The sequence below is a fragment of the Segatella copri genome, from assembly GCF_019127135.1.
GTDB lineage: Bacteria > Bacteroidota > Bacteroidia > Bacteroidales > Bacteroidaceae > Prevotella.
In genome coordinates this window covers 1-12,310 of record NZ_JAHOEA010000077.1, presented here as the reverse complement: position 1 = coordinate 12,310, position 12,310 = coordinate 1, and the positions used below count along the sequence as shown (strand labels likewise).

12 protein-coding genes are annotated in these 12,310 nt (G+C 38.9%); 6 read left to right on the top strand and 6 right to left on the bottom strand.

The features are described 5' to 3' along the window. Nucleotides 1-17: 17 nt before the first annotated feature. The 4 genes from KSW37_RS14120 to KSW37_RS14105 form a co-directional block, all read right to left on the bottom strand. Nucleotides 18-1,847: an ATP-binding protein gene (locus KSW37_RS14120; protein ID WP_217314969.1), complete on the bottom strand. Its 1,830-nt coding sequence runs from the start codon at nt 1,845-1,847 to the stop codon at nt 18-20. Nucleotides 1,848-2,080: 233 nt separating this feature from the next. Then, complete coding sequence (locus tag KSW37_RS14115; protein WP_254368677.1) at nt 2,081-2,590, bottom strand: DUF6169 family protein; 510 nt, start codon at nt 2,588-2,590, stop codon at nt 2,081-2,083. Between the two features lie 2 nt (nt 2,591-2,592). Continuing rightward, entirely contained in the window at nt 2,593-2,745 is a 153-nt protein-coding gene (locus tag KSW37_RS14110) for an ABC transporter ATP-binding protein (RefSeq protein WP_089542799.1), read from the bottom strand. A gap of 326 nt (nt 2,746-3,071) precedes the next feature. Continuing rightward, on the bottom strand, nt 3,072-3,383 hold the full coding sequence (locus tag KSW37_RS14105) for a nucleotidyltransferase family protein (protein ID WP_217314968.1): 312 nt from the start codon (nt 3,381-3,383) through the stop codon (nt 3,072-3,074). Between the two features lie 488 nt (nt 3,384-3,871). On the opposite strand from KSW37_RS14105, the gene KSW37_RS14100 reads away from it, so the two are divergent. The 6 genes from KSW37_RS14100 to KSW37_RS14075 all read left to right on the top strand — a co-directional run bounded on the left by KSW37_RS14100 (nt 3,872) and on the right by KSW37_RS14075 (nt 10,925). Then, on the top strand, nt 3,872-4,453 hold the full coding sequence (locus KSW37_RS14100) for a type IV toxin-antitoxin system AbiEi family antitoxin domain-containing protein (RefSeq protein WP_022158709.1): 582 nt from the start codon (nt 3,872-3,874) through the stop codon (nt 4,451-4,453). Nucleotide 4,454: 1 nt separating this feature from the next. After that, nucleotides 4,455-5,324 (top strand): nucleotidyl transferase AbiEii/AbiGii toxin family protein, encoded by an 870-nt coding sequence (locus KSW37_RS14095; protein WP_217314967.1) that lies wholly within the window; start codon nt 4,455-4,457, stop codon nt 5,322-5,324. Between the two features lie 149 nt (nt 5,325-5,473). Beyond that, nucleotides 5,474-6,565: an alpha/beta hydrolase-fold protein gene (locus KSW37_RS14090; RefSeq protein WP_217314966.1), complete on the top strand. Its 1,092-nt coding sequence runs from the start codon at nt 5,474-5,476 to the stop codon at nt 6,563-6,565. 119 nt (nt 6,566-6,684) lie between these two features. Beyond that, complete coding sequence (locus KSW37_RS14085; RefSeq protein ID WP_153127692.1) at nt 6,685-7,476, top strand: leucine-rich repeat domain-containing protein; 792 nt, start codon at nt 6,685-6,687, stop codon at nt 7,474-7,476. Nucleotides 7,477-7,505: 29 nt separating this feature from the next. Further along, the gene (locus tag KSW37_RS14080) at nt 7,506-8,336 is read left to right on the top strand and encodes a GLPGLI family protein (RefSeq protein ID WP_217314965.1); all 831 of its coding nucleotides are present in this window, start codon (nt 7,506-7,508) and stop codon (nt 8,334-8,336) included. An 18-nt stretch (nt 8,337-8,354) separates the two neighbouring features. Next, entirely contained in the window at nt 8,355-10,925 is a 2,571-nt protein-coding gene (locus KSW37_RS14075; protein ID WP_254368676.1) for a carboxypeptidase-like regulatory domain-containing protein, read from the top strand. Between the two features lie 523 nt (nt 10,926-11,448). Here KSW37_RS14075 and KSW37_RS14070 read toward each other — a convergent pair. Both KSW37_RS14070 and KSW37_RS14065 read right to left on the bottom strand, forming a co-directional pair. Continuing rightward, entirely contained in the window at nt 11,449-11,820 is a 372-nt protein-coding gene (locus KSW37_RS14070) for a hypothetical protein (protein ID WP_217314964.1), read from the bottom strand. Continuing rightward, the coding region (locus KSW37_RS14065) for a site-specific integrase (protein ID WP_217314963.1) at nt 11,817-12,310 on the bottom strand (494 nt) is incomplete at its 5' end. The genes KSW37_RS14065 and KSW37_RS14070, both read right to left, overlap by 4 nt.

Sequence of the window (12,310 nt, the reverse complement as noted above, 5' to 3'; positions counted from 1 at the left end):
GGGAGTGGGAATGAAAGTTAAGAACAAGCCTTGACACAGTTTAAATTACACCCCCCGCGCATCTCCAAAGGACGCAATGTACGGACAACATTTGCCGAAATAACATGGTCGAAGTAAGAAATATAAGTTTTCAGTGAAGCAAAATTTTTGTTTAACAAAGAAATTCTATTCTTTGCTTCGTTATCGAGTTGAGCCTCCATCAAACTACTTAAATCACTTTCAATATTGGTAAAATGATTTTTGATTTCATGTACGAACTGTCCCACCGTCAAACCTACGCTTCCTAAGATTCGGAGCATTGACTTTTCACGCAAAGATTTTGCCTGCGCTATTTTCTGTAATTTTTTTACTTCATCAAATTCCTCCTTTAATTTTTTTATTTTCTTTCTGCGCTTAGCTTTTGCTTCTATCGTTTCTTGCCCAGACTCAAAATCCTTGTCTAGTTCTGAAATTGTAAAAGCTATATTTTTAACTCGGACATTTATTTCTTCCCATTGTCCATCATCTTGTTGCTTTTGTCCTGACACAATTTTAAGATTTCTCTGCTCTGCTATCTTTATCACAGCAGACACCAATGATCTATATATAAAATTCTGCAGTTCTACAAAAGCTTCATTATTCAAAAGCCCTTCTCTACTAGAAGTTTCCTCAAAATCGCCACTTTCATCACTAATTTCTACATACCCAAAGAAATTTTGATTTGTATGAGTTGGCAGAATAGAGCGTCTACGTGTAGATTTATCCAATGACAACCAATCATCTCCCCATTCTCCATAAGGCAATACACGGAAACCATTTCTATATAATTTTATTCCACTGTTTTTAAGAGAATATTTTTTTATTATAGACATTTGCCCTCGCGGAATCAATTTTGAATCATAGATAAAATAATAAATCTTATATTTGACATTACGAATGTTCTTAAAAGGCATATTCGGCATATCTACATCCAAACCTATCTCTGAACTATAATCAAATTTCAATTTAGTACTATGTATAGTAAAAGTTCCATTATAGTTGGAATCTACCTTTCCTTCTATAAGGGCTAAAGCGTGCTGAAAAATATCTAATTTTTGATCCAAGATTTCCTTACGTACACTATTATTATTCTGATAGAAATAAACATTCATTCCTGGGTCTAAACTTTCTTCATCATAGTTATGCTTTTGGGGTAACATAATATCACTTATATATTGATAGATTCGTGATATAGCAGCCTCAGACCATCTATCCCTCAAATTCTTTATCACTAAGACTGTGCCCGAAAAGCCTCTTGCAGGAATTTGCTTTATTTCATTTGAGACAAACCCTAAATCTACATTACTAGAATAAGCATCCCAATCTATATCCAACTGATAACCATTTTGAGAATTGGCAACATAAGTTCTTATTGTAAGGTTATGTCCTAATCTTTGCACAGAAAAACGACCTATTCCTTTTTTTCCAGCTCTTCTTCTATGATACTTTACAGAAACAGGATTCTGTATTTTTTCTGTAGAAGAAATACGCATAAAGCCATCTCGTAGCTGTTCCGCAGACATACCTGAGCCATTATCTTCAATAATCAAAGTTCCACCTATTTTTTCTGTATTCTCAAATGTTAATTTTACATCTGTAGCATCAGCATCATAACCATTTTTCACCAATTCGGACACAGCTGTTTCTTGACGAGCAACCAATTCATTACCCAACTTATCTATAAGTCCCGCATCTACAGAAAAGCGAATATGACTTTGGTCAAACTCTGCTAATTGGGTAGATAGCTTCAAAACTCTAACATAATCTATCTTTGGCAAAGAAAGAACTTCTTTAAGTTCCTCCCTTAAGATGTCTTCTTTATTATCCATAAGTATATAAATTATAGAACTCTACCTATGCAAGCATCCTATCCATAAGGAAAACTACTTCATTCCAAGTATTTACAGAAGTAATAGAGCTTTTAAAAAGAGTATCTAGACTTTCAAATAATTTTCATTTATTATACCTTGAGGCTTCAAGGCTTTACCAAAAATGTATTTTTTGTTCCCCATTGCAGTATCGCTCTGCGCTTGTCGCCACTCGAATGGGGAAAATGTATTTATTAACCTATACTTGGCTTATGGCTAAACATTTCTATCGTTTCTCCAAATTCTGCCAATACTTTACCAAGATTGGGATTGTCATTTCTGATGATTACAGAAGCAACATTGTCTATTCCATACTCATCTAACAAAGTAGATGTCACCATTGTAAAACGATTACGATATTTATATGTATCGAACCAATTCTTGAATAACCGGCCTCTCATCAATTGCTTGCCGTCACTTGTAGAGCATAGAAACAACATGGTCGCCTTATTGGCATTGAAGAATTCCTCGACAATGGCTATGACTGTAGCTTTGACCTTTTTATCACGAGGTGATTTCACACCGTTGAGATTACCAATGATAAATTCGTAGGACTCATCGGATTGAATCAAATCATCAGGCATAAAACCGATTGAAAACTCAGCTCCTGAATCTGCGATAAAAGTATATGCACCTTCTTGCGTATCTTCTTTCACTGCATATGGTGCACAACTATTAATCTTGACTAAATCTAATTTTTTCATTCTTACAACACACAAAATGATTCTGCTTCCTTACCGGTTCTGCGGCGATAGTCATCACGCATTCGCTTTTCCATTTGTGCTATGTATTCTGCCTTTCGCTCCCTAGAAGCCTTGAAGCGACGCATAAAATCTGCTTTTTTTTCTTCTATGTTCATAACGTAATCTCCTTATTAATTATTGTATTGTTTCGACTCCCCTGTCCCCCTCTTGCGAAGAGGGGGTCCTTACCTATACCCAAGCCCTAAATCCCTACCATAGGGATTAGGGATGCAACCGCCCTCCGGTGCTCGGAACCGCTGCGCTCTAAGGTTAGCGGGGCAAAGCGGTCTTCGCCATATTATGCGGGATGGGGACTGCTTGCTATTACTCCGGTAAAGGAGAAATCACTCCGACAGATACTTAACTATCCAAGGCTTCAACTCAGGAATGTCTACTTCTATCGTTGTCCATAGACTTTCGGGGTCTATGGTATAATAGATCTCTAACTTTTTCTCTCATAAATCAAGAATTTATCTTGATTGGCTGTTTCTTGAGCAAAAGGGAGGAGACGATTAGCCTCTACTATATCCACCTTGCGATGAAGCAAGTCTTCCAAATTCAACATAATACCAGCTATTTTCATCAGAGAAATTCGATTATGCTGACGATCATACTCTACAAGAATGTCTATGTCGCTATCTGTTGTTTCTTCTCCCCGTGAGCATGAACCAAAGAGCCAAGCCTTTGTTATTGGCTGACCAACAAAGAAATCTTGTATCTTTGGAATCATATTTTGTACATTCTTACTAATCATAACAGCGTAATTTTATTGGTTTAAATGAAGTTTATACCTCATTTCTCTGTTCACTGTGCAAATATAAGGGTTTTCTGTGAAACTACCAAATTTTTAGAGGTGTTTTTGATTCGGGAACTTATCTCACGGAGTTTAGGAGTTTTTTGATGGAAATTACGCTAAAATCTGCCGAATAGCTTAGAATGAGCGATTTATGAGTTTTTCACCTCAATGGAGGTAATGATTTAGCAACGGTTCTAATTTCTACAATTTGCATACGTTTGATTGTCAAACAACTCTTTGTCATCTTGGTGGCAAAAATACAATTTTAAATTTAGAATACTGCATTGTTGCATGTTTTTTAGAGTTTATTATCATCTCAAATATAATTAGGACTCTGAAAATATGCAAAAATGTGCGGTGTTTTATAAAATTATCCGTAGAATCTTACCGTATTCTCGAAATTTATTGTATTTTTGCAGCTGTAATGACATTTAATAAGAGGTGAAATGAACAATATAGTTTGCAAAGTAGCAGCACTTGGTGGCACTATCTCCACTACTGATATATCTCATCTGTCAGAGTATAAACGACTGTTGAGAGCTAAGGAGCGTGGCGACTTGATAAAGTTGCGTCATGGCATATATGCCGTTCCCGATGCTTTGCTTAATACAATGATTGATGTGGAACGGATTGTACCTAATGGTATTGTATGCCTGTACAATGCGTGGGCTTACCATCAGCTTTCGACAACTGTTCCACCTGCTTTTTGTATAGCCATCGCCAACAAGCGGAAGGTGGTGATACCAGATACGCTTCCGATAGAGCTGTATTATTGGAAGAAGGAGAACTTGGAGTTTGGCATTATGGAAGCAGAAATATCCGGTTTTCATGTTCGCATAACCGACTTGGAGCGAAGTGTTTGTGATGCAGTGAAATACAGAAACAAATTGGGGCTGGATGTTTGTGCGGAAGTGATTCGTTCTTATTTGAGAAAGCCCAATCGCAATCTCACTCGTTTGCAGGATTACGCCCAACGCCTCAGAGTGTTTAATACATTGAAAAATTATCTTGAAATAGCTATAGAATAAGATGGGAAAGAAAAACTACGGTAAGTCTGTTAAGACCCGCTTGCTCAATCTGATGAATGAGACAGGCTATAAATATATGTATCTCTTGGCAAGATATTTCAACGAAAGGTTGCTTTACAGAGTATCTGTTAGTCAATACAAGGACAATTTTTTGCTGAAAGGTGGCTCTTTGCTTTATGCTATGAACGGACTTGAGGCACGTCCTACAGTAGATGTTGATTTCATGGCAGATAGAATTAGCCGTGATAGGGATTTCCTTGCGCATGTGTTCCAGGAAATTTTGGGCATTGTATGCGATGAGGATGGAGTATCGTTTGATGTTGACAGCATCAAGTTAGAACCTATCACCGTCGAAAAGAAATATCCTGGCACCCGATTCTATTTTACTGCCCACATGGATACCATTTCTTATAACATGTCTGTTGACATTGGCTTTGGTGATGTTGTAACTCCATATCCAACAACTATTGACTTCCCATTGCTTTTGCCTGACATTCCATCTGTGAACATACAGGCATATTCCTTGGAGACTGTTGTTGCCGAGAAATTCCATACGATGATAGACCGAGATGTGCTCAACAGTCGCATGAAAGATTTCTTCGACTGTTACCAACTCCTGACAAAGAGAGACTTGTCTGATGACACATTATATGATGCGATTAAGGCGACTTTCGATAATAGAGGGCTTACATACAATCCCGAATTGCAGTTGTTTACAGAAAGTTTTGCGACAGACGCAGCACGTATAGTTCGCTGGAAAGCATTTCTGAAAAAGATTCAATGGAAAGAAACTCTTGATTTCAAGACTGTTATGGAAGTAATAAAGGAAAGGTTGCAGCCTATGGCTGAAAAATACTGGAAAAAATATTAATATTAAAACAGATAGTTATGAAACAAATTGCATTTATATTCTCCATCATCCTACTATTGTGCTCTTGCAAATCATCTGAGAGCACAAATAGCAACATTACTCTTTTCCAAGAGAAAGACATTTATACTACAGGAAGAATAGACACCCTTATGCTAAAATCGAAGTATTTTAACTTCAAGCGAAAAGTGTTTGTACGTTTACCGCCTTCATACCCATATTACGATGCACAAGACTTTGATGTTATCTATACAACAGATGCCCAAACCATGGAAGAGTTTTTCATGGCATGCGCTTGGCCTTTGTTTCAAAAAGAGCCCAAATGGTACATTGTCGTTGGTATCTGTAGCCCACAAACAGAAGCCTATAGCCGACAAGATGATTTCTTACCAAACGATAGCGCCACAATAAAAAGTTATCAGGGACATGGAGGCCAGGCTGAGAATCTGATGAAATTCGTAAAGGAAGAGTTAATGCCTTATATCCGCAATCATTATCGGGTAACGGAGAGGAGCTTAGGTATTGGTCACTCTTTGGGAGCATCGTTTATGATGCAAAGTCTCATCAATTGCGCCCCATTCACAGATTACTTCTTCCTCTCTCCCAACATGACTTTCGGCAAGGACAGAAAGTTGCTTGCTGCACAATTCTGCAATTATAAGTTCGATACGAACAAAAATCGCTATCTCTTCTTTAGCGATGCTGGTGAGGAAAGGATTGGTGGAAATTGGAAATATTGGAAACCAGCAAGAGATATAGTCTACCAGTATCTTGATGCCAAACAGTTGCCAAGCAATATCACATGGAAGCGAAAATCTTATATGGATTGGAGTCATCTCTCATCGTTGCCTTTTGCTCTTCATGATGCCTATCAAGGCTATTTTGAGTATTTGGACTCCATCAACTCCTTAGCTGACAAAGATTCGACGATACTTTCTAAGGAAGTATATCGCAAGCATATAGAGATTGTCGTAAAAGATGCGAAACAAGATGTTTACATCGCTGGAAATCAGAAAGCATTGGGTATGTGGAACCCTGGCTCAATCAAGTTGAAACATGTCAATGATTCTGTTCGTGCCATAGACATCGACTTACATCTGCCCGCATTGTTTAAATTTACCCTTGGCGACTGGAACTATGATGCAAGTTTTGACAATTCCTATTTCGGTGCTAATCTTGAGATAAACAATACAGAGCGAAAGAAATACCGCTATATATTGGATGAATGGAACAAAAATGAGTAGGTGCTAAAGTATATTTACCATGAAAGGAATTGCTATCAATGACAGAAAGCAGAAAAAGTAGTTTACCCTTTTATCATTCTTTCGTCTTTGAATATAAAGAACACTAAAAATAGAAGATTATGATAAAAAGTAAGATTTCTGTTGCTGTACTATTTCTGCTATGCCTTTGTTGGTTACCAACACTTTCATTGGCAAAAGGAAAGAGCCATTTTACGGTAGAAGATTCACAATATGGAACTCGCCTTGTGAAATGGGAAGGAAAAGACTCTGTTGTGGATTTTAATAACATCCAAGAGCTTAAGGATGTAAAAGTAATAGGAGAAATGGCTTTTGAAATGAATAAGTACATCAAGCAAGTCATCCTTCCCGACAATTTGCTGATTATAGAAAAACGAGCTTTCAATACTTGTGAGAATCTTCAAACCGTAAAGATGCCAAACACAGTGAGGTATATCGGCAATAGTGCATTCAATATGGATCATCAATTAGAGCTTAGCGTCTTGCCGGACAGTTTGCAAGAAATCGGTGAATGGACATTTTGGGATTGTAATAAGGTCTGCATATCCGTGATACCTGAGCATGTGAGCAAAATAGGAAGACAGGCTTTCACTTGTTGCGAAGGCATAAAGGCCCTTGTATTCAAGAATCAACTAGAAGTAATTAACGACCGTGCATTTTCTGGTTGCAAGAACTTGGAACGCATAGTCTTTCCGAACAATTTGAGAGAGATCTCCGATTTTGCCTTTGCCCGATGCATTAACCTTAAAGGCATCAATCTCCCTGCATCTTTGCAGAAAATCGGATATAGAGCATTTGGAAACTGCGAGTCACTTTTATTCGTGAAGTATAATTCTAATCCCAAAGTTGACTCTTCCGCATTTATGAATTGCCCAGTAAGCCAAGAGAAATAACATTAGTATCAACAATAAAGACAAAGGATATGAAAAAGATTGTTTTATTGATAACCGCCATCTGCCTAACATCAGAGACATTCGGGCAGAAAACGAGTTCCTCTTCCGTAGATGAATACGAATGCATCTACGAGTACCAAATGAAGAATGACAAAGGCTCTTCTGATGTCACTTCTACCATTCTTCAAATTGGCAGAAACTCAGCTATGTTCTCTGATTACACTGCGTTTCAAGCAGACTCAGCCATTGCTTGCAAAGCGCCAGAATCAGAGATTCAAAAGTTCAAGACACGGGAAAAGAGAAATGATTTGCTTTTCGACCAATCAGTCTCTCAAAATGTGCCTAAGGGCAAACTGACCGTTTATAGCGTAATCACGCCAAACTACTACAGCTATACGGAAAGTGCCAATCCCATAAATTGGAATCTGAGCGAGGGCATTGACACTATCTGTGGTTACACCTGTCAGAAAGCTGTTGGAGAATATGGTGGAAGAACTTGGACTGTTTGGTATTCCACGGAGATACCAGCATCCTTTGGACCATGGAAACTTTGTGGTTTGCCAGGCTTGGTATTGGCAGCAAAGGATTCAGAAGGCAGACATAAGTTCAAAGCTATAACTTTCCGTAAATCAAGCACCCCTATGAACTTCAAGCCTTACACCAATACCATCAAGACTTCGAGGGAACAGTTTGTCAAGGCGAAGAATAAGTTTGAGCAAAATCCTATGGGCAACATTCCTGCAGAATCCATCAGCGAGATGACTATTCAGAAATATGAGGATGGTGGGCATAGTGCCTTGGTCAATGGTGTGGTACTGAGAGTGCGCCCTAATGGATATGTTCCTCTCGAATTGAAGTAAACAAAGAGATTGATAAATATGAGAAGATTTCTGATTTTAATGATGTTAGCTTGTCTCTGTAACTGCACTTTTGCCCAAAGTGTAGTTACAGGAATAGTGCGTGACACCATTGGCACGGCTTTGGAAGGTGTCATCGTAAGAGTTAATGCCGATAAGGCTACTCTTGGCTTTGCGAGAACATCAGAAAATGGAACTTATAAGATAACACTAAAGTCAGATGCCAAGCAGCTAATCGTCACTGCCGAAGCCATCGGATACGAGAAAACCAAAAGAGAAATCAAGAATGTCTCACAAGAGTGCAACTTCAATCTAAAGGAAAAGACCACAGACCTAAAAGAGGTTGTTGTAAAAGCTCCAGCCATCTACCAACGAGGGGATACTTTGTCATACAACTTAGCCTCGTATATCGGAAAGAATGACTATACGCTGAAAGATGCCATGAAGAAACTCCCTGGCATTGAAGTAGGCGACAAAGGTTCTATCAAATATCTGGGCAAGGAGATTTCTAACTTCTATATCAATGGCATGGATTTGTTGGGTGGACGATACAACATTGCCACTACCAATATACCCGCTTCTTTTGTCAACTCAGTCCAAGTGTTGAGTAACCACCAAGCCGTAAAAGCCAACAAAGATGTATTCTCAGACAACGTGGCTATCAATGTGAACATGAGCAACAAGGCAAAGTTTAAGCCTGTAGGCTCTTATGGAGTGTCATTAGGGGCAGGCAAACACACCTTATATGAAATCAATGGTGCCGGTATGCTCTTCAAATCCAACTTTCAAATGTTGGCTTCGCTAAAAGCAGACAATATCAATCAGTTTGCATTGACTGATGGGACGAATCACTTTGACAACAAAGAGACATTATCTACGTTGTCTAATTTATTAGAGAACATTTCCGCTTCCACTCCTCCTATTGAAGTTGACAGATATGCCTCACCAACAGATAGATTATTGTCATTCAACATATTGAGAAAGATAAGAAAGGATGTTACCCTAAAAGGTAATATCGGGTATAGCTATGCCAAAAGTCAGTACGACTATAGCTTGACGAGAAGTTATGCGGATGCGGATAACAATGTCATTATCGCCCAAGAGTATTCTCCCCTATCAACCATACATCGCCCAAGCATCCAGTTGGAATACAAGGACAACTCAGAAAAGACTTATCTTAGCAACACACTGTCGAGCACAGGTTCTTTTCTGACATCAGAATTGCCTACTAAAGAGAACGGTTCTCTCTTTAACCAGAAGCAGACCATGAGAGAGTTTTATGTGAACAACAAGTTCTCTACCTTGTGGCATCACAAGGATTTGTGTTGGGCGGTTACGTCTATCATGTCGTATCAAGGTTCTCCTATGGGAAAGATAACTCTTAACAAGGAAACTACCGATAATGTGGTACAAAATGCCAATGGAAGAAGTTTTCGTACAGAGAATACTCTCTCAATGTCTAAGAAGCATCTCTATTCTCGTATTTATTTACCAATATTGCTGAATTATTATATGGATAAGGTGCAAACAAGCCTGCACCCTACAGACGAGAGCAATGATGTGAATATGCAGAATCTCAGAATGGCTCTGGTACCACAATATGAGTACTCACATCCTCAATATAAATATGTCTTCCGATTGGAAATACCTATGCGCATAGACTATATAATCCATAAGGACAACTTGGAAAGCGCATCGTCTGGTTCTTGGTATTATTCTGTTTGTCCTAGCGTATATTGCAACTATAAGGTAACTTCTCGCTCGGTACTTCGCACCAATATATTCTATGCTCGCACCTTTGGGGACATTTTGGATTTCTTGAAAACACCCGTCAGATTCAATGACACCTCGCTGAAGGTTGGCTCTGGTATCTTGGCGGACAACAAGAGTTTGAACGCCTCATTGCATTACGACTATAAGATACCACTGAAAATGTGGTTCTTCAATGCAGACTTTCTATATAATCAGGAAAAGAACAACTTACTGATGAGTCAAGATGCAAGTTCTACTCTCATCACGATGTCGAAGATATATGCCCCAAATACAGGTAGAAGTTTTATGGGGCAAGTTGGTGTCACTAAATTTATAGAACCCATCAAGACAAAGATTTCCTTGAATGGTGGCTACCAATGGAAGCGACAAACGACTTTGCAGAATGATTTTCAGCAGGAATACACTTGGAAGAGTTGGGCATTCTCCCCATATCTGACTTCACAGCCTTGCAAGTATGTGGAGTTGGCTTATAACGGAATGTTTGCCAAAACTTATCTTTCCACGGAGTATCAGAACAACAGCTATCTGAGCCAACAACACAAAGTGTCATTGAAACTCATGCCATTCGATGGCTTTACATTCGACACTTCTGCTGACATTGTAAAGAATGAATTGACGAAAGATGTGTCAAAGACAATGAGTTTGCTCGATATGGGGTTGTCATATAGGAAGAAAGCCATGAAGATTTCTTTTGACATCAGGAACATTTTGAATCAACGCCAATATGCATACACTATCTATAATTCCGTCAATACCTTCACGTATAACTATCTACTGAGGGGAAGAGAGTGTGTCTGCACTGTAAAACTAACAATGTAAACCTAACAAAACAGGTGTTGTAAAATAAAGTTTTTATTATTTCTCAACTTTGGAGAGAAATACATCCATTTATGGCAAGGTCTTTGGGAGTAACCCAAAAGGTTTCGAGTAACTCGAAACATACCTTGCTGTGTCTTTATGGACACCATGTTTTGGCAAGAATAAATCTAATACCATTGAAAACACTGCGGAGGTTCGCCCAGTGGCTGGAGGCGCAAAGCCTCCAAGGAACGGCTCATTTTCTTTATGCTAAAGGATGAAAACGAAAAAAATCCCGAAGAATGAGTTTTCCTTGAATGCCATTCCTCGGGATGAACAAAAATGTATTCCTGCATGTCATACGTTTTATATGTCATACGATAAAAATGTAAGACGTATGGCATCAATGCATATATGCTTACACACTTCTTTGCATGGATACTTCTTTATCAAATTGCAACTGCACTTCCATACGACAATGAATCAGTACGTCAATAAGTCAATACGACAGCGAATCATCGAAGCGTCAAAAAAGCGACCATTCTCAACTAAAGGAATTAATCCCTCCATAGAGTTGCAAGACAATGTTTGTTTTCTCTTTTGCTCCGTACAATCTCTTGATGATGGCATCACGAAGTTGTGCCGCACCATTAGAGTTTAGACGGAAGCAAATGGCAACAACCATAGGGAATCCATACAACGTTTGCCAAATACCCTTGGAAAGTTCTTCCCTTCGTTGGACTTCCGACATAGACAACATACCCTCTTTATATATAGCTCGTATCACAGTATTGAGTTTCGGGGCAGTGATATAAAGCATATCAATCAACTCACTCTCACTCATCCACAAGTCCTCCAAGTTGGACGGAATGGAAAGCCTTCCATTGCCATCCACGGTGATTACAGTCCGTTTCATGCCATTCCTCCCATTACAGGCAAATGCCCCTTGATTCGACTTTCAAAGACAGATATGTCATGGTCAAGTTTTGTGCTTGTCACCTTGGCGTATATCTGTGTTGTGGTGATATTCGTGTGACCAAGAATCTTGCTCACGCTCTCTATCGGCATACCATACTCCAAGGCTAAAACTGCCCAACTATGACGTGAGACATGAAATGATACATGCTTCTTTATACCACACATTGCAGCAACTTTCTTGATGCGCTTGTTAATGCTGTCAAGATTACCGATATTGAACAAGTGGTTGTCTTTTCTGAAAGACTTGTATCTCTCAACAATCTGCATGGGAATATCCATCAGCTTGATTTGGAACGGTACGCCTGTCTTCTGACGCTTGGACACTATCCAAGGAGCACCGTTTACCATGCTGATGTTATCTTCCGTCAAGTTCTTGATGTCGATGAAAGCTATACCTGTCCAACTGCCAAAGATAAAAAGGTCTCTCG